This window comes from Pseudomonas sp. RA_5y_Pfl1_P24, from assembly GCF_963970945.1.
GTDB classification, from domain to species: domain Bacteria; phylum Pseudomonadota; class Gammaproteobacteria; order Pseudomonadales; family Pseudomonadaceae; genus Aquipseudomonas; species Aquipseudomonas tritici.
This window is the reverse complement of the sequence record NZ_CAXAOJ010000001.1, coordinates 236,426-257,361: the sequence shown is the minus strand read 5'-3', so window position 1 is coordinate 257,361 and position 20,936 is coordinate 236,426. Positions and strand designations below refer to the sequence as shown.

Sequence of the window (20,936 nt, the reverse complement as noted above, 5' to 3'; positions counted from 1 at the left end):
CGTCATTGCTCCTTGGCTTCGTTGCGGCCCAAGTGGAAGGCAGTGATGGCTGCGGCGAGCAGCAGCATCGACGCCAGTTCGACCACCAGCAGGTACGGACCGAACAGGCTGATGCCCACGGCCTTGGCGTCTACGGTGGTGTGGCCGATGGCCTGGCCGCTCTGGTGAGCGAACAGCACATACAGCAGTTCAGCCAACAGCAGCGCTGCGAGGATGACTGGGCCGAGCCAGATGCCAGGCTTGAGCCAGACGCGTTCCTGGGCGACCGAAGCCGGACCGAGGTTGAGCATCATCACCACAAACACGAACAGCACCATGATGGCGCCGGCGTAGGCGATCACTTCCAGCACACCGGCGAACGGCGCGCCGAGTGCGAAAAAGGTCATGGCCACGGCGATCAGCGAAATGATCAGGTAGAGCAGGGCGTGCACAGGATTGGTGTTGGTGATCACGCGAAGCGTGGACACCACTGCAATACCGGACGCGAAATAGAAAGCGAATTCCATCTTTCTTCCTTAAGGCAGCAAGCTCTTCACGTTGATCGGCTCGGCTTCGTTTTGCGCGGCGCCTTTCGGCTTACCAGCAACGGCCATACCTGCAACACGATAGAAGTTGTAATCAGGGTTTTTACCGGGACCAGAGATCAGCAGATCTTCTTTCTCGTACACCAGGTCCTGACGTTTGAACTCGGCCATCTCGAAATCCGGTGTCAGCTGGATTGCGGTGGTCGGGCAAGCTTCCTCGCAGAGGCCGCAGAAAATGCAGCGCGAGAAGTTGATGCGGAAGAAGTCCGGGTACCAGCGACCGTCTTCGGTTTCAGCTTTCTGCAGGGAGATGCAACCCACCGGGCACGCCACGGCGCACAGGTTGCAGGCTACGCAACGCTCTTCGCCGTCGGGGTCGCGGGTCAGCACGATACGGCCGCGATAACGCGGCGGCAGGTACACCGCTTCTTCCGGGTATTGCAGGGTGTCGCGTTTGCGAAAGCCATGGCCGAAAACCATCACCAGGCTTCGCAACTGGGTACCGGTACCCTTAACGATGTCGCCAATATATTTGAACATGGGTCAAATCCTCACTGAACCGCGGCCGCTGGCGTGTTCAACAACACAACGGCAGCAGTCACCAGCAAATTGATCAGGGTCAGTGGCAGGCAGAAGCGCCAGCTGAAATCCATCACCTGGTCGTATCGTGGACGCGGAATGGAAGCGCGCAGCAGGATAAACAACATGATGAAAAACGCGGTCTTCAGGAAGAACCAGAAGAACGCCAACTGCGGCAGGATGCCAAACGGTCCGTGCCAGCCGCCGAAGAACAGCGTGACCAGCAGGGCCGAGATCAAGATGATGCCGATGTACTCGCCAACGAAGAACATGCCCCACTTCATGCCGGCGTATTCAATGTGGTAACCGTCAGCCAGTTCCTGTTCTGCTTCCGGCTGGTCGAACGGGTGACGGTGAGTCACGGCGACGCCAGCGATGAAGAAGGTACAGAAGCCAAAGAACTGCGGAATGATGAACCACAGGTTCTGCGCCTGGTACTCGACGATGTCGCGCATGTTGAACGAGCCGACCTGCACCACGATGCCCATCAGCGCGAGGCCCATGAACACTTCGTAGGACACGGTCTGGGCTGAAGCCCGCAAGCTGCCCAGCAGGGCGAACTTGTTGTTACTCGACCAACCCGCGAACAGCACCGCGTAGACCGACAAGCCGGCCATGGCGAAGAAGAACAGCAAGCCGATGTTCAGGTCCGCCACGCCCCAGGTCGGGGTGATCGGGATGACCGCAAAGGCGATCAGCAAGGCGCTCATGGCTACGACCGGCGCCAGGGTGAAGATCACCTTGTCGGCAAACGGCGGGGTCCAGTCTTCCTTGAAGAACATTTTCAGCATGTCGGCAGCGATCTGGAACATACCGAAAGGGCCAACGCGGTTCGGACCGTAACGGTCCTGCCACCAGCCCAAGAGGCGACGTTCGAAGAAGCTGAGCAGAGCACCCGCGACGACCACGGCCAACAGGATCACGATGGCCTTGACCACCGAGATGATCACGTCAATCACTTCAGGCGTGAACCAAGTCATTGCGCTGCCTCCTGCAGACCGTCAACGGTTTTGCCAAAGATCGCCGCTGGAATACCGGCGATGCCTTTCGGCAGGGCAACCAGGCCAGCGCCCAGCGCTTCGTTGATGCGCAGCGGCAGACGCAGGGTCTGGCCAGCCACGTTCAAGCTGAGCAGGGCACCGTCGTTGACGCCAAGGCGGTCGGCTTCGGACTTGGCCAGGGCCACGTAGGCTTCTGGAATGCGTTCTTGAACCGGCGCGGCCTTGGAAGAGTTCTCTTCGCTGCCGAACAGGTGGAAGAACGGTACAACCTGCCAGGTGCCCGGGGCCGGGTTGAACGGACGCGGTACGGACGCGAACCAGTTCAGCGAGTCACCGGTGCTTTCGATCAGGCGGGTGCCCGGGTCGCCAGCGCGGATGTGACCACCGACTTCGTCCTGGAACTTGTTCCAGGCCTGTGGCGAGTTCCAGCCCGGCGACCAGGCAAATGGCACCTGCTGACGTGGCTCGACCGAACCCGAGTAACCTTCCATCGAGAAGTTGAACGCGGTGTCCGGGTCCTGCGGCGTACGCGGTTCGTGCACGCTGATGTTGGCGCGCATGGCGGTACGACCGGAGTAACGCAGCGGCTCACGGGCGAGTTTCATGCCCTTGATGCGGAACGCGGCGGACGGAGCCGCATCGACGATACGTGCCAGCTGCGGCGCGCTTGCGGCGGTGGCAGCGGTGACGTGGTCGAGCTGGGTCCAGTCGATTGGCTGGTTCAGCAGGGTCGCGCGCAGGGCATGCAGCCAGCGCCAGCCTTCGTGAACCAGGATGCTGGCGTCCATGTATTTCGGGTCGAACACTTGGAAGAAGCGCTGGGCGCGGCCTTCCTGGCTGACCAGGGTACCGTCGCCTTCGGCGAAGGTAGCGGCTGGCAGCACCAGGTTGGCACGCTCGCTGGTGGCGGTCTTCTGGTGGTCGGCAACGATCAGTACTTTGGCAGCGTCCAGCGCGGCGTCGACCTTGGCCGAATCCGTGCGGGTGTACAGGTCGTTTTCCAGCACGACGATGGCGTCGGCGTTGCCGTCGATCACGGCTTGCAGGGCCGCGTCCAGGGACTCGCCACCGAGCATGGCCAGGCCGAGGCTGTTGGCTTCCGGTACGACCAGGCTGATGGAGCCGTTCTTGTCGCGCAGCTTCAAGGCTTTGGCGATGTTGGCAGCGGCTTCGATCAGCGCCTTGGAACCCAACGAGGTACCGGCAATGATCAATGGGCGTTTGGCGGCCAGCAGGGCGTCGGCGATACGCTGGGCCAGTTCAACGGCTTCAGTGTCCAGGCCTTCGACGGCAGGCGCGCTGGCGTCGAGGGCGTGGGCCACGGCGAAACCGATGCGAGCCAGGTCGTCCGGTGCTGCGTGTACGCACTCTTCGGCGATATCGTCGAGCTTGGTTTCAGCGATGCTTGCAATAAACAGCGGGTTCAGCGCGTGCTGGCCGATGTTTTTCACCGCAGCGTCGAGCCAAGGCTGTACGCGCATAGCGTCGGCCATGTCTTCGGCCTTGCCTTTGACCGACTGGCGCAGCGACAGGGCGATACGCGCGGCGGTCTGGGTCAGGTCTTCACCGAGAACGAAGATCGCGTCGTGGTCTTCGATGTCACGCATGTTCGGAACCGGCAACGGGCTGTCGTTCAGCACTTGCAGGACCAGGCGGATGTGCTCCAGTTCACTGGCTTCGATACCGCTGTAGAAGTGCTCAGCGCCGACCAGTTCGCGCAGCGCGAAGTTGCTTTCGAGGCTGGCGCGTGGCGAACCGATACCGACGATGTTGCGGCCGCGCAGCAGTTCGGCGGCTTTATCCAGCGCGTCGTCCAGGCTCAGCTTGGCGCCGCCGGCCAGCAGTGGCTGGCGCGGGCGGTCTTCGCGGTTGACGTAGCCATAGCCGAAACGGCCACGGTCGCACAGGAAGTACTGGTTGACCGAACCGTTGAAGCGGTTTTCGATGCGACGCAGTTCGCCGTAGCGTTCGCCCGGCGAGATGTTGCAACCGCTGGAGCAGCCATGGCAGATGCTCGGCGAGAACTGCATGTCCCATTTACGGTTGTAGCGCTCGGAATGGGTCTTGTCGGTGAACACACCGGTCGGGCAGACCTCGGTGAGGTTGCCGGAGAATTCGCTTTCGAGCACGCCGTCTTCAACGCGACCGAAGTACACGTTGTCGTGGGCGCCGAACACGCCGAGGTCGGTGCCGCCAGCGTAGTCTTTATAGAAACGCACGCAGCGATAGCAAGCGATGCAACGGTTCATCTCGTGGGAAATGAACGGGCCCAGTTGCTGGTTCTGGTGGGTGCGCTTGGTGAAGCGATAACGGCGCTCGTTGTGGCCGGTCATCACCGTCATGTCTTGCAGGTGGCAGTGACCGCCTTCCTCACAGACCGGGCAGTCGTGGGGGTGGTTGGTCATCAGCCATTCAACGACACTGGCGCGGAACGCCTTGGATTCTTCATCGTCGATGGAGATCCAGGTGTTGTCGGTGGCTGGCGTCATGCACGACATGACGATACGACCACGGGTGTCGTTCTCGTCGGTGTATTGCTTGACCGCACACTGGCGACAGGCACCGACGCTACCAAGCGCGGGGTGCCAGCAGAAATACGGGATGTCGAGGCCTAGTGAGAGACATGCCTGTAACAGGTTGTCTGCCCCATCGACTTCGAGCGCTTTGCCGTCTACGTGGATAGTGGCCATGGTTCAAAGTTCTTCGTTGGCCCGTTGTCAGCGGGCGTGGCTAATGGAATCTTGTTATTCATGTGCATCTACACAGCCCTAAAGGCGTCAGCACATGAGAAAGCGAAGGGCACGGACCCTTCGCCTTTTAAAGCGTTACGCGCCGACTACGATCGGCCTTGCCAGAGGCGGGACGGCGGCGCTGGTAGGCGCGATGCCGGCTTCGAACTCCGAGCGGAAGTATTTGATTGCGCTGCCCAATGGCTCCACGGCGCCCGGTGCGTGAGCACAGAAGGTCTTGCCTGGACCAAGGAAGCCGACCAGGCCGAGCAGGGTTTCGATATCACCCTCGCGGCCTTCGCCATTTTCTAGGGCCATCAGCAGCTTCACGCTCCATGGCAGGCCGTCGCGGCATGGGGTGCAGAAACCGCACGATTCACGCGCGAAGAACTGCTCCATGTTGCGCAGCAACGAAACCATGTTCACCGTGTTGTCGACCGCCATTGCCAGGCCGGTACCCATCCGGGTGCCCACCTTGCCGATGCCGCCGGCATACATTTGTGCGTCGAGGTGCTCAGGCAGCAGGAAACCGGTACCGGCGCCGCCTGGCTGCCAGGCTTTCAAGGTGTAGCCGTCGCGCATGCCGCCGGCGTAGTCCTCGAACAGCTCGCGTGCGGTCACGCCGAACGGCAGTTCCCACAGGCCAGGGTTCTTGACCTTGCCGGAGAAGCCCATGAGCTTGGTGCCCATGTCTTCGCTGCCTTCGCGGGCCAACGATTTGTACCAGTCGACGCCGTCGGCGATGATCGCCGGCACGTTGCACAGGGTTTCAACGTTGTTCACGCAGGTCGGCTTGCCCCACACGCCCACGGCGGCAGGGAAGGGCGGCTTGGAGCGCGGGTTGGCGCGGCGGCCTTCGAGGGAGTTGATCAGTGCGGTTTCTTCACCGCAGATATAACGCCCGGCGCCGGTATGCACGAACAGTTCGAAGTCGAAACCCGAACCGAGGATGTTCTTGCCCAACAGGCCTGCGGCCTTGGCTTCCTGCACCGCACGGTTGAGGTGCTTGGCGGCGGTGGTGTATTCGCCACGCAGGAAGATGTAGCCACGGTAGGTTTTCAAAGCGCGGGCGCTGATCAGCATGCCTTCAATCAGCAGATGGGGCAGTTGCTCCATCAGCATGCGGTCTTTCCAGGTGTTCGGCTCCATCTCATCCGCGTTGCACAGCAGGTAGCGGATGTTGATGGATTCGTCCTTGGGCATCAGGCCCCACTTAACACCCGTGGGGAAGCCTGCACCGCCGCGGCCTTTAAGGCCGGCGTCTTTCACGGTCTGGACGATATCGTCCTGGGCCATGTCGGCGAAGGCTTTGCGCGCAGCGGCGTAACCGTTCTTGGCCTGGTACTCGTCGAGCCACACCGGCTCGCCGTCGTCACGCAGGCGCCAGGTCAGCGGGTGAGTCTCGGCCGAACGCTTGATCAGGTTGGCCGGGCCGAAAGATGTCAGGGTCATGGGTAGCCCTCGAGCAATTGGGTCACGCCAGCAGGCTGTACGTCACCGAATGTGTCGTCGTCGATCATCAACGCCGGCGCCTTGTCGCAGTTGCCCAGGCAGCACACCGGCAGCAGCGTGAAGCGGCCGTCCGGGGTGGTTTGGCCGAGGCCGATGCCCAGCTTGTTCTGGATCTCGCTGACCACAGACTCGTGGCCGCCGATGTAGCAGACCATGCTGTCGCACACGCGAATGATGTGGCGACCCACCGGCTGGCGGAAGATCTGGCTGTAGAACGTCGCCACGCCTTCAACGTCGCTGGCGGGGATGCCGAGCATCTCGCCGATGGCGTAGAGAGCGCCGTCAGGCACCCAGCCACGTTCCTTCTGGACGATCTTCAAGGCTTCGATCGACGCCGCGCGCGGGTCTTCGTAGTGATGCAGCTCGTGCTCGATGGCCGAGCGCTCGGTTTCACTCAGGGTGAAACGGTCTGTCTGGATAAGCGTGCTATTCATGCTTAGCGGTCCACGTCGGCCATAACGAAATCGATACTACCCAGGTACGCAATCAAGTCCGCGACCATCTCGCCTTTGATCACCGAAGGGATCTGCTGCAAGTGCGGGAAGCTTGGAGTACGAATCCGGGTGCGGTAGCTCATGGTGCCGCCATCGCTCGTCAGGTAGTAACTGTTGATACCCTTGGTCGCTTCAATCATCTGGAAGGATTCGTTGGCCGGCATTACCGGGCCCCACGAAACTTGCAGGAAGTGCGTGATCAGGGTTTCGATGTGCTGCAGCGTGCGCTCTTTCGGCGGCGGCGTGGTCAGCGGGTGATCCGCCTTGTAAGGGCCGGCCGGCATGTTGCGCATGCACTGCTCGATGATCTTCAGGCTCTGGCGCATTTCTTCGACGCGCACGATGCAACGGTCGTAGGCATCGCCGTTGGCCGCCAGCGGGACTTCGAATTCGAAGTTCTCGTAGCCGGAGTACGGGCGCGCTTTACGCAGGTCGAAATCGCAGCCGGTCGAACGCAGGCCAGCACCGGTGACGCCCCATTCCAGGGCTTCTTTGGTGTTGTACTGGGCGACGCCGATGGTACGGCCTTTGAGGATGCTGTTGTCCAGCGCTGCCTTTTGGTACTCGTCCAGACGCTTGGGCATCCAGTCGATGAATTCCTTGACCAGGCGCTCCCAGCCGTTCGGCAGGTCGTGGGCCACACCGCCGATGCGGTACCAGGCCGGGTGCAGGCGGAAGCCAGTGATGGCTTCGATGACCTTGTAGGCGCGCTGACGGTCGGTGAAGGTAAAGAACACCGGGGTCATGGCGCCAACGTCCTGGATATAGGTACCCAGGAACAGCAGGTGGCTGGTGATCCGGAAGAACTCGGCCATCATGATGCGGATGGTGTCGACGCGGTCCGGAACCTTGATGCCGGCCAGCTTCTCGACAGAGAGCACGTACGGCAGGTTGTTCATCACGCCGCCGAGGTAGTCGATACGGTCGGTGTACGGGATGAAGCTGTGCCACGACTGACGTTCGGCCATCTTCTCTGCACCACGGTGGTGGTAGCCGATGTCCGGCACGCAGTCGACGATTTCTTCGCCGTCCAGTTGCAGGATGATACGGAAGGCACCGTGAGCCGAAGGGTGGTTCGGGCCCAGGTTGAGGAACATGTAGTCCTCGTTGGTGCCGGAACGCTTCATGCCCCAGTCTTCAGGACGGAAGCGCGCGGCCTCTTCTTCAAGCTGTTGCTTGGCGAGGTTGAGGCTGTACGGGTCGAATTCGGTGGCGCGTGCAGGGAAGTCCTTGCGCAGCGGGTGACCTTCCCAGGTGGGCGGCATCATGATGCGCGTCAAGTGCGGGTGGCCCGGGAAGTCGATACCGAACATGTCCCAGACTTCACGCTCGTACCAGCTGGCGTTCGGCCAGATGCCGGTCACGGTCGGTACGCTCAGGTCGCTTTCGGACAGCGCGACCTTGATCATCACGTCGCTGTTACGTTCGATCGACAGCAGGTGATAGAACACGGTGAAATCGGCGCCGCTCGGCAGGCCTTGACGCTTGGTGCGCAGACGCTCGTCCACGCCATGCAGGTCATAGAGCATGACGTACGGCTTGGGCAGGTTGCGCAGGAAGGTCAGGACTTCGACGAGCTTGGCGCGCGCCACCCACAGCACCGGCATACCAGTGCGTGTGGCCTGGGCGGTGAAGGCGTCAGGGCCAAAACGGTTATTGAGTTCGACGACCACATCCTGGTCGTCTGCCTTAAAAGGCGGGATGTACAGAGCGCTGCCTGTAGTCATGGTTTTTTTATCGCTTTCGGTCAACGTAAAGAATGAAGCCAGGTTTTCGTTCTATAAAAGAAGCGGTGCTGGATCAGACTTCGTCGGGGCTGCGCAGGTTGGTGACTGCGATACGCTGTTCGCGGCGCTGTTCCTTTTGCGACGGCATCTCGGCGCGATACACGCCTTGATCGCCGACGACCCAGGAAAGCGGGCGACGCTCCTTGCCAATTGATTCCTGCAACAGCATCAAGCCTTGCAAGAACGCTTCAGGGCGGGGCGGGCAGCCAGGCACGTAGACGTCCACGGGCAGGAACTTGTCCACCCCTTGAACCACTGAGTAGATGTCGTACATGCCACCGGAGTTGGCGCACGAACCCATGGAGATAACCCATTTTGGTTCGAGCATTTGCTCATAGAGACGCTGAATGATCGGCGCCATCTTGATAAAGCAGGTACCGGCGATAACCATGAAATCCGCCTGACGCGGCGATGCCCGGATAACTTCGGCGCCAAAGCGCGCGATATCATGGGGCGCCGTGAAGGCGGTGGTCATTTCCACGTAGCAGCAGGACAGACCGAAGTTGTACGGCCACAGGGAGTTTTTACGCCCCCAGTTGACCGCGCCACTCAGCACGTCTTCCAGCTTGCCCATGTAGATGTTTTTGTGGACTTGATCTTCTAACGGATCGGAAACGGTTTCCCGTTCGCCGATAGGGTACTGATCGTTAGGAGCATCCGGGTCGATCCTGGTGAGATTGTATTGCATCGCCAAAGCCTCATTGTTTCAGCTTCGCTTGCCGCTTACGCCGAGCTTCCGGAGCCCAATCAAGGGCGCCCACTCGGAACAAGTAGACAAGGCCTGCCAACAGAATTGCTATGAAAACGAGGGCTTCGACGAATCCGGTCCAGCCGCTTTCGCGGACGGACACAGACCAGGCAAAGAGAAAAAGGGCTTCGATATCGAAGATCACGAAGAGCATCGCGACCAGATAGAATTTGGCTGAGAGCCGCAAGCGGGCGCCACCTGTAGGCAGCATGCCGGACTCGAACGGTTCATTCTTGCTGCGGCCCCAGGCTTTTGACCCGAGGAGGCTGGAGACGCCGAGCATGAAGGCGCAAAGGCCGACAACACCGAGGAGGAAAATGGCAAAGCCCCAGTTGTGGGCCATGAGTCCTGTCGCTTCGGTCATGCTAGAAATCCTTAACAGAGAGCAAAGGTCTCTGAGCTCGAAAAAGTAACGATGCAGTGACGATATGTCGCACTGCAATCAATCGCGGTGATTTTATGGCTAAACACCGGGCAAGTAAAATTCCGATAGCGAAATTATTCGATGGAATAAGCACATAGTGCACCTTCTGGGGGCTGTAGCCCTTATGGGGCGGGCATTAGCGGGCATTTAATCAAATGTGTTTTGTTTAACCTGTAACGAAGTTTTTATGGGTCAAATGATAATGAATATTGTTTGCGCGGGGTTTAAGCGAATGTTTCTCGTGTGGCGCGGGAGTTGTTGTTACTTGGTGGATGGGCACTTAGTTGCTGACGGGGATCTTTTAACCGATTTGATCGAGGCGAATACCGCTCTGGATCAATGTTTTGCACTAAATCCTCAGGCTGGATGCATTCCCTTGTGGGAGCGAGCAAGCCCACACACATTTTGACTTTTATCGTCAGGGGGATTTTCAGTAGGCAAAAAAAACGCCCCGAACCAGTCGGGGCGTGATTGTTGTGCGGCACTGCGTTTAGCTTTTGAACGGTTACGCAGTGGCCGTGTACTCGATACTTAGTGGAACTGCTCTTCTTCGGTCGAGCCGGTCAGCGCGGTCACGGACGAGGTGCCGCCCTGGATCACGGTGGTCATGTCGTCGAAGTAGCCGGTGCCCACTTCCTGCTGGTGCGCCACAAAGGTGTAACCCTTGGCGGCGTCAGCGAATTCCTGCTCCTGCAGCTTCACGTAAGCGGTCATGTCGTTGCGGGCGTAGTCGTGCGCCAGGTTGAACATGCTGTGCCACATATTGTGAATGCCGGCCAGGGTGATGAACTGGTGCTTGTAGCCCATGGCGGACAGTTCGCGCTGGAACTTGGCAATGGTCGCGTCGTCCAGGTTTTTCTTCCAGTTGAAGGACGGCGAGCAGTTGTACGAAAGCAGTTGGTCCGGGTATTCCTTCTTGATCGCTTCGGCGAAACGCCGGGCTTCGTCCAGGTCCGGCTTGGCGGTTTCGCACCAGATCAGGTCAGCGTACGGCGCGTAGGCCAGGCCGCGGGCGATTGCCTGGTCGAGACCAGCGCGAACCTTGTAGAAACCTTCCTGGGTACGTTCGCCGGTCACGAATGGCTTGTCGTACGGGTCGCAGTCGGAGGTCAGCAAGTCAGCGGCGTTGGCATCGGTACGCGCTAGGATGATGGTCGGTGTGCCGGCAACGTCAGCGGCCAGGCGAGCAGCGGTCAGCTTCTGTACGGCTTCCTGGGTTGGCACCAGTACCTTGCCGCCCATGTGGCCGCACTTCTTCACCGAAGCCAGCTGGTCTTCGAAGTGCACGCCGGCAGCGCCTGCCTCGATCATGCTCTTCATCAGCTCGTAGGCGTTCAGTACGCCGCCGAAACCGGCTTCAGCGTCAGCCACGATGGGTGCGAAGTAGTCGATGTAGCCTTCGTCGCCCGGACCTTTACCGGCTTTCCATTGGATCTGGTCGGCACGACGGAACGAGTTGTTGATGCGCTTGACCACGGTTGGAACCGAATCCACCGGGTACAGCGATTGGTCGGGGTACATGGATTCAGCGGAGTTGTTGTCCGCCGCCACTTGCCAGCCGGACAGGTAGATTGCCTGGATGCCGGCTTTGACCTGTTGGACTGCCTGGCCGCCAGTGAGGGCGCCCATACAGTTGACGAAATCTTTGTCGGGACGGAAGGAAGGCTTGGCACCTTGGGTGACCAGGTTCCACAGCTTCTCGGCGCCGAGTTTTGCAAAGGTGTGCTCAGGTTGAACCGAGCCACGCAGGCGGACGACGTCAGCAGCGGAATAAGCGCGGGTCACGCCTTTCCAGCGTGGGTTTTCAGCCCAGTCTTTCTCGAGGGCTGCAATTTGCTGTTCGCGTGTCAGTGCCATGGGAGTAAACCTCGTCGCGTCTTCGTGTGGTGGAAAAATCCATTTGCCAGCCCTGCATTCAATGCGTGGGCAGGGCTGCTCGCTGACCAGAAGCTTAGGCGGTCATGTCGGGTCTGGCGGGGAATGCGACGGGATGAACGATTGGCGAGAGGGGGGAGCAGGTAAAGGCAGACCAGGAACAGTCTTCAGGCGTCGTGGGCCCTTAGGTGTTCAGCAGCGTGTAGCCGGGTTACCTGGTTAGCTTCCGTCCCTCGGGACAACTTCGTTCCAGTCGCAACCTCGTCAAACACACCTTGTGGGCGGTACAGACACGAATCGGCTCAGGTGGGTAGCTTAGAGCAGCGATCCGAAGGCCCTTGCCAGGGCCCCTGATTAGCGGGAGCGAGGCCATCATGCCCATGCTTTTTTGGATCGTCAAATGTTTTGTAGTGCTTTTTTTGTAGCACTACATCTTTAGTCTAATACGACTCATCAGTCAGTTTTTGGTGCTTCAGTTCAGGGTGTCGACCTTGACTCGCACTGTCAGGTCGTCGCGGCCCTGAGTAGAGTAGCTAAGGGTTGTAGAGGATTTTTCGGCCTGGGTCTGGCGATTGATGCCGGCCAGGGTAATCCACTCGCCCAACTGCCCACTGACGGTTGTGTCGGTGCTCTGTACGTTCACTACATCGGGACGTTCCTGGCTCATGCGGTCACGGTTGGTACTGATTGCCAGGTGCACGGTTTCACCGGTGACGCTGGCTGTGACGTAGAAGCCCTGGGTGACGTTGCGGTACTGGGTCTGGTTTTGCGGGCGGCCATAGCTGTCTTGCTGGGTGGTAGTGAGCGGTACGCTTTGACCCACCTGGATCAAGGCGGGTACACCTTCACTGGCCTGGATCTGCTGGATACCGCCGTCGCGGCTGGTCGTGCCGTAGCTGATGATGCGGGTCTGGCTGTCGCCGCTGTTCTGCTGATTGCTTTCGTTGGTGTCGACAGTGATCAGCAAGCGCTTGGTCGGGGTGTCCAGTTGCGAGAGCAGAGCGCGCAAGTCCTGGATCTTGGCGGGGTCAGCGTTAACGATCAGTTGGTTGCCGTAGGCACTGACGGTGCCGTCCTTGCCAATGAAGTTCTGTGCCACAGGCAGCAGGTCGGCGCTGGTGCGGTTGCTCAGGTTGACGACTTCAGTGTCGGCCACGGCCGCGAAGCTGGTGGTCAGGAGAACGGCGGTGAGCAGGGTGCGTAGGGACATGTCCGTGATCTCTGCGAGTCATTTGGGCTTGAGTTTGCCAGTTTGTCGGCCTGGCGGGTCGCAAATTGAATTCTGGACGGCAAAATGCCCTGACATGGCAGGGCATTTTTGGTGTTGCTGATATCGCTATCGCAGGCGACGCGGTTTCGGATCAGTCCCCGCGCACCATATCCACATGCGGAATCCCGACTTCAAGAAATTCATCACTGACAATCTTGAAACCCAACCGCTCATAGAACGGCGCAGCATAAACCTGCGCACTCAGAAACTGCTTGGTCTGGCCGCGTTTTTCGGCCTCGCCGATCACAGCTTCCATCAGCTTGTCGCCGACCTTCAGTCCGCGCCAGTCCTTGAGCACTGATACGCGACCAATCTCGCCGCTGGGCAGCAGGCGAGCAGTGCCGATAGGAAAATCGCCTTCAAATGCTAGAAAGTGCATGGCGCCAGCGTCGTCAGCGTCCCACTCCAGCTCAGGTGGAACCGATTGTTCAGCGATAAACACCGCTTCACGAATGCGCCGAATCTCGTCGATATCCATTCGCCAGTCCGCGACACGTACGTGAATCTTATTCATCGGCAAATCCCAGGCTGCCTTGCTTGACCAATTCGCACAGCAGGTCGCGACCGTCTTCATCCGCCAGCCATGGGCCGAGGTTTTCAGCGTGCAAGGCGTCGGCGGCGCAGATCAGCTTCAACAACTCGCGCAGTTTGCCCGGCAAATAACGGCTTTGCCCGCTGGCGAACAGCAGCACGTCGTCGTCCACTTCCGACCAGGCCATACGCGCGCTCGGGTTGCGCACGAGGATCGCGCCGTCTTGCAGGCTGCTGATGAAGTCTTCTTCGCCCACTTCTTCGCCGGCCACCAGTTCCGGGTAGCGTGGCTCGGTCATGAACTGGCCGAACCAAGTCAGCAGCATGCGCTCGTCGCTCATGTGCTCGGCCAGCAGGCTCTTGAGGCGGTCGAGGGCGTCGCTCTGGATCTGGTGCGGGTCGCTGACGGGTTGGGCGTCGGCGTCGGTGTAACGCTCTTCGTCGGTCAGGTACTGGGCCAGGAAGTCGGTGAAGTGGGTCAGTACTTCGGCAGCGCTTGGCGCGCGGAAGCCGACCGAGTAGGTCATGCAGTCATCTTCGGCGATGCCGAAGTGCGCCAGGCGCGGCGGCAGGTAGAGCATGTCGCCCGGTTCCAGGACCCATTCGGCGCTTTCTTCAAATTCGGCGAGGATGCGCAGGTCAGCGTGTTGCAGCAGCGGGCTTTCGGAGCTGCACATCTGGCCGATCTTCCAGTTGCGCTTGCCCTGGGCTTGCAGCAGGAACACATCGTAGTTGTCGAAGTGCGGACCAACGCTACCACCCGGGGCAGCAAAGCTGATCATCACATCGTCGATGCGCCAGCTCGGCAGAAAGCGGAACTGCTCCAGCAGCTCGGCCACTTCCGGTACGAACTGGTCGACGGCCTGCACCAGCAGGGTCCACTCACGTTCGGGCAGGGTGCTGAAGGCGTCTTCAGCGAACGGGCCACGACGCAGTTCCCACGGACGCTCGCCGTGTTCGATCACCAGACGCGATTCGACTTCTTCTTCCAGGGCCAGGCCGGCCAGTTCATCGGCGTCGATCGGGCTTTCGAAATCAGGGATGGCCTGACGGATCAGCAATGGTTTTTTCTGCCAGTAGTCGCGCAGGAATTCCCGTGCCGTGATGCCGCCCAGAAGTTGAAGAGGAATATCAGGATTCATTTGTAACCTATTGAAAAAATGCACTTTTCAGACTGAAATAAAAACGCCCGGCGCGGCCGGGCGTCTCAAGGGGCATGCGGTAATCAGATGCGCTTGGCTTGCCCTACAGCGTTGCCGATGTAGTTGGCCGGGGTCAGCAGTTTCAGCTCGGCCTTGGCCGCGGCTGGCATGTCCAGGCCGTCGATGAAAGTTTGCAGTGCTTCGGGGCTGATGCCCTTGCCGCGCGTCAACTCTTTCAGCTTCTCGTAAGGGTTTTCGATGTTGTAGCGGCGCATCACGGTCTGGATTGGCTCGGCCAGGACTTCCCAGCACGCGTCCAGGTCAGCGGCGATCTTCTGCGCGTTGAGCTCAAGCTTGCTGATGCCTTTGAGGCTGGCTTCGTAGGCGATCACGCTGTGAGCGAAGCCCACACCGAGGTTGCGCAGTACGGTGGAGTCCGTCAGGTCGCGCTGCCAGCGGGAGATCGGCAACTTGCTGGCCAGGTGCTGGAGCAGCGCGTTGGCGATGCCGAGGTTGCCTTCGGAGTTTTCGAAGTCGATCGGGTTGACCTTGTGCGGCATGGTCGACGAACCGATTTCACCGGCAATGGTGCGCTGCTTGAAGTAGCCCAGGGAGATGTAGCCCCAGATATCGCGATCGAAGTCGATCAGGATGGTGTTGAAGCGCGCAATGGCGTCGAACAGCTCGGCAATGTAGTCGTGCGGTTCGATCTGCGTGGTGTACGGGTTGAAGCCCAGGCCCAGTTCGTCTTCGATGAAGGCGCGGGCGTTGGCTTCCCAGTCGATCTCAGGGTAGGCAGACAAGTGGGCGTTGTAGTTGCCTACGGCGCCGTTGATCTTGCCCAGCAGGGGCACGGCTGCGACCTGAGCGATCTGGCGCTCCAGGCGGTACACCACGTTGGCCAGTTCTTTGCCCAAGGTCGTTGGCGATGCCGGCTGGCCGTGGGTGCGCGACAGCATCGGCACATCGGCGAAACGGATAGCCAGTTCGCGGATGGCTTCAGCGGTCTGGCGCATCAGCGGCAGCATGACGTCATCACGGCCTTCGCGCAGCATCAGGGCGTGGGACAGGTTGTTGATGTCCTCGCTGGTGCAGGCAAAGTGGATGAACTCGCTGACCTGGGCCAATTCCGGCAGCTTCGCCGCTTGCTCTTTCAGCAAGTATTCGATGGCTTTGACGTCGTGGTTGGTGGTGCGCTCGATCTCTTTCACACGCTCGGCGTGCTCCAGGGAGAAGTTTTCCGCCAGGGTGTTGAGCACAGCGTTGGCTTCGGCGGAAAACGCCGGCACTTCGCTGATGGCAGGGTGAGCGGCCAGGCGCTGGAGCCAGCGCACTTCAACCAATACGCGAGCACGGATCAGACCGTATTCGCTGAAAATAGGGCGCAGGGCCTGGGTTTTGCCGGCGTAGCGGCCGTCAACAGGGGAAACCGCAGTGAGCGAAGAAAGCTGCATGGGGTGTTCTCGGACAGTCGGGCAACGAAATGGGGCGCGTATCATACATGAAAAAATCCGCCGGTCCGTTGCCAACTGACCGGCGTCTTACGCGTAACGGCTTGAAAATGGCTTGCTGGTGCGACTTATTCGTTGCGCATCAACGGGTAAAGCTCTTTGAGCAATTTGCGACGACTGATCACCAACTGCCAACGATGACCGCCCAACTGACGCCACAACCGCGCCGAACGAATACCGGCCAGGAGCAGGGCGCGGATTTTCGAGGCGTTGTTCGGTTGTTGCAGGTTGCGCATGTCGCCGTGCACCTGGATCCGCTGGCGCAAGGTGCTCAAGGTGTCCTGGTACAGCGCGCCGCAGGCCGCGACCACGTTTTCGTGGGCCGGGCCGAAGTGTTCCACCTGGGACTGAATCTGTGGCAGGCGCTTGCCGATGACCTCGAGCATGTCTTCACGCTTGGCCAGTTGACGCTCAAGGCCGAGCATCGACAGGGCGTAGCGCAATGGCTCGCGCTGCAAGGTGCTGGGGTCGCGCTCCAGGGCGCCGATCAGCGCGCGGTAACCTTCACGCAGCGCGATATCGTCACCCCCGTAGACTTCCAGGGTGTCCTTGGGGTCGCGGATCAACAGGCTACCGAGCATGCAGGTCAGGCCTGCCTCGGTGACTTGGCCAGTCTTGGCGATCTTGTCCACCAGTACTGCGGCGAGGAAAACCCCCCCGAGTGCCGTCAATTGCTCCTGGGTCGGGCTCATGCCGGGCTGCTCCAGGCTTGCGCGACTTCAATCACGCCGCCGCCCAGACAGATTTCGCCGTCATAGAACACCACGGACTGGCCAGGGGTGACCGCGCGTTGCGGGTCATCAAAGGTTGCGCGGTAGCCAGTAGCGGTTTTTTCCAGGGTGCACGGTTGGTCGCTTTGGCGATAGCGCACTTTGGCGGTCAGGCGGCGCGGGGTGCTCAGGTCGATCGGGTTGACCCAATAGATTTCAGAGGCGAGCAGGGCGCCGGAGAACAGCAATGGATGTTCGTTGCCCTGGCCAACAATCAGCACGTTGTGTTCCAGGTCTTTGACCAGCACGTACCACGGCTCTTCACTGGCGTCTTTCAAACCGCCAATGCCCAGGCCCTGGCGCTGGCCGATGGTGTGGTACATCAGGCCATGGTGACGGCCGATGACGTCGCCTTCGGTGGTTTTGATTTCACCCGGTTGCGCCGGCAGGTATTGCTTGAGGAAGTCGCTGAAGCGGCGCTCGCCGATAAAGCAGATCCCGGTCGAATCCTTCTTTTTGGCGGTGGCCAGGCCGTGTTTCTCGGCGATCCTGCGCACTTCGGGCTTTTCCAGCTCGCCCACGGGGAACAGGGTCTTGGCGATCTGTTCGCCGCCGACGGCGTGCAGGAAGTAGCTCTGGTCCTTGTTCGGGTCCAGGCCCTTGAGCAGTTCGGTGCGCCCCTCGATGTCGCGGCGGCGCACGTAGTGACCCGTGGCGATCAGATCGGCGCCGAGCATCATCGCGTAGTCGAGGAACGCCTTGAACTTGATTTCACGGTTACACAGGATGTCCGGGTTCGGCGTGCGGCCCGCCTTGTATTCGGCCAGGAAGTGCTCGAACACGTTGTCCCAGTACTCGGCGGCAAAGTTGGCGGTGTGCAGCTTGATGCCGATCTTGTCACACACGGCCTGGGCATCCGCCAGGTCGTCCATGGCGGTGCAATATTCCGTTCCATCGTCTTCTTCCCAGTTCTTCATGAACAGGCCTTCCACCTCATAACCCTGCTCCATGAGCAGAACGGCGGAAACGGAAGAATCCACGCCGCCGGACATGCCGACGATGACGCGCTTCTTTTGGGTGTCAGAAGGGGCTGGATCACGCATAGGTTTCAACGGGTGTCTTGAAAAAGGACGCGATTCTATCAGGCCCGAGCCTTCAAGGCTAAAGAGAAGGGCGGATCAATTCGAGACTGTGCCGCTGGCCGGCCAGATAATCGTCGATACAGCGGATGATCAGCTCACTGCGCCAGCTGTCGCGCAGGTCCATCAATTCGTCGCGGGTCAGCCAGCGGGCGCGGATGATGCCTTCGTCGAGTTGATAGCCCGGGTGGTGTTTCAGTGCGTTGGCGGTAAAGCACACACGCTGGTAAGTCACACCATTGCTGGGGGCGGTGTACAGGTAGATGCCGACGATGCCGGTGGCTTCGACGTCCCAGCCGGTTTCTTCAAGGGTTTCGCGCACGGCGGCTTCGGTCAGGGTTTCATGCGGGTCGAGGTGGCCGGCGGGCTGGTTGAGTACGGCGCGGCCGCCCTTGAGCTCTTCGACCATCAGGAAGCGGCCGTTGTCTTCGACAAGGGTGGCGACGGTGATGTGGGGTTGCCAGGTCATTCAAAACCTCGATTCATGGCGCGGTGCGGTCTTTGGGCAGGATTGCAGTCAGTGTGGGAACGGGCTTGCTCGCGAATGCAATGGGTCGGATAGGCATCGGGCAACTGGCACTCCGCATTCGCGAGCAAGCCCACTCACACATTTTGATTCGGTTTCTTCAGCAAAACCGCAGAGTCCTGAAACAGAAACCCCGGCACAAGGCCGGGGCTTCTTTGCATCCTTACGACCTTACTTCAACTTGGCAATTGCTGCATTGAACGTGTTGCTCGGACGCATGGCCTTGCTGGTCAGCTCAGGGCTTGGCGCGTAGTAGCCGCCGATGTCCACTGGCTTGCCCTGTACGGCGTTGAGTTCGGCAACGATGGTTGCTTCGTTCGCGGTCAGGGTTTTTGCCAATTCGCCAAACTGCGCTTGCAGTGCAGTGTCTTCGGTCTGAGCGGCCAGGGCTTGAGCCCAGTACAGCGCCAGGTAGAAGTGGCTGCCGCGGTTGTCGATGTTGCCGACTTTGCGCGATGGCGACTTGTTGTTGTCGAGGAACTGGCCGGTGGCCTGGTCCAGGGTCTTGGACAGTACCAGGGCTTTCGGGTTGTTGTACGTCACACCCAAATGCTCAAGGGAAGCGGCCAGGGCCAGGAACTCGCCCAGGGAGTCCCAGCGCAGGAAGTTCTCTTCGACCAGTTGCTGCACGTGTTTCGGGGCCGAACCGCCAGCGCCGGTTTCGAACAGGCCACCGCCGTTCATCAGCGGCACGATGGACAGCATCTTGGCGCTGGTGCCCAGTTCCATGATCGGGAACAGGTCGGTCAGGTAGTCGCGCAGCACGTTACCCGTCACCGAGATGGTGTCCAGGCCCTTGCGGGTGCGCTCCAGGGTGAACTTCATCGCGTCGACGGGCGACATGATGCGGATGTCCAGGCCTTCGGTGTTGTGGTCTTTCAGGTAAGCCTGAACTTTCTCGACCACGACGCCATCGTGTGCACGCTGTGGGTCCAGCCAGAAAATGGCCGGTGTGTTGCTGGCGCGGGCACGGTTGACGGCCAGTTTGACCCAGTCCTGGATCGGCGCGTCTTGGGTCTGGCACATGCGGAAGATGTCGCCGGCCTCGACTTTCTGTTCCATCAGCAGGCTGCCCTTGCTGTCGGTGACGCGGACTACGCCGTCAGCCTTGATCTGGAAGGTCTTGTCGTGGGAACCGTACTCTTCGGCTTTCTTCGCCATCAGGCCAACGTTTGGCACGCTGCCCATAGTGGTTGGGTCGAACGCGCCATTGGCCTTGCAGTCTTCGATGACGGCTTGGTAAATGGTGGCATAGCAGCGATCCGGGATCACAGCCTTGGTGTCGTGCAACTGGCCGTCGGTGCCCCACATTTTGCCGGAGTCACGGATCATGGCAGGCATCGAGGCGTCGACGATGACGTCGCTCGGCACGTGCAGGTTGGTGATGCCTTTGTCGGAGTTGACCATCGCCAGGGCAGGGCGAGCGGCGTAGACCGCCTGGATGTCAGCTTCGATCTGCGCTTGCTGGTCAGCCGGCAAGGCCTTGATGCGTGCGTACAGGTCGCCGATGCCGTTGTTCAGGTTGAAGCCGATCTGCTCCAGCACGATCGCGTGCTTGGCCAGGGCGTCTTTGTAGAACTCGGCAACGATCTGGCCGAACATGATCGGGTCGGAGACCTTCATCATGGTGGCTTTCAGGTGGACCGACAGCAGTACGCCTTGTTTCTTGGCGTCTTCGATTTCAGCGGCGATGAAGCTGCGCAGGGCTTTCTTGCTCAGTACGGCGGTGTCGATGATTTCGCCAGCCTGTACCGAGGTTTTTTCCTTCAGGACGGTCGCAGTGCCGTCTTGAGCGATCAGCTCGATTTTGACGGCATCAGCACCTTCGATCTGTACGGCTTTTTCGCTGCCGTAGAAGTCGCCACTGTTCATGTGAGCAATGTGCGACTTGGAGTCGGCAGCCCAGGCGCCCATTTTGTGCGGGTGCTTGCGTGCGTAGTTCTTGACCGACAGCGGTGCGCGGCGGTCTGAGTTGCCTTCGCGCAGTACCGGGTTCACGGCGCTGCCCTTGACCTTGTCGTAACGTGCACGGGTTTCTTTTTCCGTGTCGGTGGTTACGGTTTCCGGGTAGTCCGGCAGGGCGTAGCCCTGGGCCTGCAGTTCCTTGATCGCGGCTTGCAGTTGCGGCGTCGAGGCGCTGATGTTAGGCAGTTTGATGATGTTGGCTTCAGGCGTAACGGCCAGGTCGCCCAGTTCGGCGAGGTGGTCCGCGATAGCCTTGGCGCCCAGTTGCTCGGGGAAGCTTGCGAGGATGCGCGCGGCGAGAGAGATGTCGCGGGTTTCCACGGCAATATCAGCGGAAGCGGTGAAGGCCTCTACGATAGGCAGCAGTGAATAGGTGGCGAGGGCCGGGGCTTCGTCGGTGAAGGTATAGATGATCTTCGAGCGGGTGGGCATATTCGGATTAACTCTCTTCTTTGCTGAAAGCGTGCGC

The 20,936-nt window shown here is 60.1% G+C and carries 18 protein-coding genes; all 18 read right to left on the bottom strand.

Annotated features, from left to right (window positions below; genetic code table 11):
• Window positions 1-2: 2 nt before the first annotated feature.
• Window positions 3-506, bottom strand: coding sequence for an NADH-quinone oxidoreductase subunit J (gene nuoJ / locus AACY30_RS01175; RefSeq protein ID WP_049712667.1), 504 nt, complete (start codon window positions 504-506; stop codon window positions 3-5).
• A gap of 9 nt (window positions 507-515) precedes the next feature.
• Window positions 516-1,064, bottom strand: coding sequence for an NADH-quinone oxidoreductase subunit NuoI (gene nuoI / locus AACY30_RS01170; RefSeq protein ID WP_003174725.1), 549 nt, complete (start codon window positions 1,062-1,064; stop codon window positions 516-518).
• An 11-nt stretch (window positions 1,065-1,075) separates the two neighbouring features.
• On the bottom strand, window positions 1,076-2,083 hold the full coding sequence (gene nuoH / locus AACY30_RS01165) for an NADH-quinone oxidoreductase subunit NuoH (RefSeq protein WP_339539451.1): 1,008 nt from the start codon (window positions 2,081-2,083) through the stop codon (window positions 1,076-1,078).
• Window positions 2,080-4,794 (bottom strand): NADH-quinone oxidoreductase subunit NuoG, encoded by a 2,715-nt coding sequence (nuoG, locus tag AACY30_RS01160; protein ID WP_339467440.1) that lies wholly within the window; start codon window positions 4,792-4,794, stop codon window positions 2,080-2,082. The genes nuoH and nuoG overlap by 4 nt, the downstream gene beginning before the upstream one ends.
• Before the next feature lie 135 nt (window positions 4,795-4,929).
• Window positions 4,930-6,285 (bottom strand): NADH-quinone oxidoreductase subunit NuoF, encoded by a 1,356-nt coding sequence (gene nuoF, locus AACY30_RS01155; RefSeq protein ID WP_065872061.1) that lies wholly within the window; start codon window positions 6,283-6,285, stop codon window positions 4,930-4,932.
• Window positions 6,282-6,779, bottom strand: a complete 498-nt coding sequence (nuoE, locus tag AACY30_RS01150) for an NADH-quinone oxidoreductase subunit NuoE (RefSeq protein WP_049712670.1) — start codon at window positions 6,777-6,779, stop codon at window positions 6,282-6,284. Before nuoE ends, nuoF begins: the two co-directional genes overlap by 4 nt.
• Before the next feature lie 2 nt (window positions 6,780-6,781).
• Complete coding sequence (nuoC, locus tag AACY30_RS01145) at window positions 6,782-8,566, bottom strand: NADH-quinone oxidoreductase subunit C/D (RefSeq protein ID WP_339539449.1); 1,785 nt, start codon at window positions 8,564-8,566, stop codon at window positions 6,782-6,784.
• Window positions 8,567-8,639: 73 nt separating this feature from the next.
• Window positions 8,640-9,314 carry a NuoB/complex I 20 kDa subunit family protein gene (locus AACY30_RS01140; protein ID WP_012724951.1) on the bottom strand — a complete coding sequence of 225 codons (675 nt, stop codon included), beginning with the start codon at window positions 9,312-9,314 and terminating at the stop codon, window positions 8,640-8,642.
• Window positions 9,315-9,324: 10 nt separating this feature from the next.
• Window positions 9,325-9,738: an NADH-quinone oxidoreductase subunit A gene (locus AACY30_RS01135; RefSeq protein ID WP_003219575.1), complete on the bottom strand. Its 414-nt coding sequence runs from the start codon at window positions 9,736-9,738 to the stop codon at window positions 9,325-9,327.
• A 591-nt stretch (window positions 9,739-10,329) separates the two neighbouring features.
• On the bottom strand, window positions 10,330-11,655 hold the full coding sequence (gene aceA / locus AACY30_RS01130; RefSeq protein WP_339417886.1) for an isocitrate lyase: 1,326 nt from the start codon (window positions 11,653-11,655) through the stop codon (window positions 10,330-10,332).
• Between the two features lie 490 nt (window positions 11,656-12,145).
• The gene (locus tag AACY30_RS01125) at window positions 12,146-12,883 is read right to left on the bottom strand and encodes a secretin N-terminal domain-containing protein (protein WP_339467438.1); all 738 of its coding nucleotides are present in this window, start codon (window positions 12,881-12,883) and stop codon (window positions 12,146-12,148) included.
• 151 nt (window positions 12,884-13,034) lie between these two features.
• Window positions 13,035-13,457 (bottom strand): GNAT family N-acetyltransferase, encoded by a 423-nt coding sequence (locus AACY30_RS01120; RefSeq protein ID WP_339417882.1) that lies wholly within the window; start codon window positions 13,455-13,457, stop codon window positions 13,035-13,037.
• Window positions 13,450-14,616 carry a ribosomal protein uL16 3-hydroxylase gene (locus tag AACY30_RS01115; RefSeq protein WP_049712673.1) on the bottom strand — a complete coding sequence of 389 codons (1,167 nt, stop codon included), beginning with the start codon at window positions 14,614-14,616 and terminating at the stop codon, window positions 13,450-13,452. The genes AACY30_RS01120 and AACY30_RS01115 overlap by 8 nt, the downstream gene beginning before the upstream one ends.
• An 83-nt stretch (window positions 14,617-14,699) precedes the next feature.
• On the bottom strand, window positions 14,700-16,070 hold the full coding sequence (gene purB, locus AACY30_RS01110; RefSeq protein ID WP_339539447.1) for an adenylosuccinate lyase: 1,371 nt from the start codon (window positions 16,068-16,070) through the stop codon (window positions 14,700-14,702).
• Window positions 16,071-16,195: 125 nt separating this feature from the next.
• On the bottom strand, window positions 16,196-16,819 hold the full coding sequence (hflD, locus tag AACY30_RS01105; RefSeq protein WP_065872067.1) for a high frequency lysogenization protein HflD: 624 nt from the start codon (window positions 16,817-16,819) through the stop codon (window positions 16,196-16,198).
• Window positions 16,816-17,940 (bottom strand): tRNA 2-thiouridine(34) synthase MnmA, encoded by a 1,125-nt coding sequence (mnmA, locus tag AACY30_RS01100; protein WP_339539445.1) that lies wholly within the window; start codon window positions 17,938-17,940, stop codon window positions 16,816-16,818. Before mnmA ends, hflD begins: the two co-directional genes overlap by 4 nt.
• A 58-nt stretch (window positions 17,941-17,998) precedes the next feature.
• On the bottom strand, window positions 17,999-18,445 hold the full coding sequence (locus AACY30_RS01095; protein WP_339467434.1) for an NUDIX hydrolase: 447 nt from the start codon (window positions 18,443-18,445) through the stop codon (window positions 17,999-18,001).
• A 228-nt stretch (window positions 18,446-18,673) separates the two neighbouring features.
• Window positions 18,674-20,899 carry an NADP-dependent isocitrate dehydrogenase gene (locus tag AACY30_RS01090; protein WP_339539443.1) on the bottom strand — a complete coding sequence of 742 codons (2,226 nt, stop codon included), beginning with the start codon at window positions 20,897-20,899 and terminating at the stop codon, window positions 18,674-18,676.
• Between the last annotated feature and the right edge of the window lie 37 nt (window positions 20,900-20,936).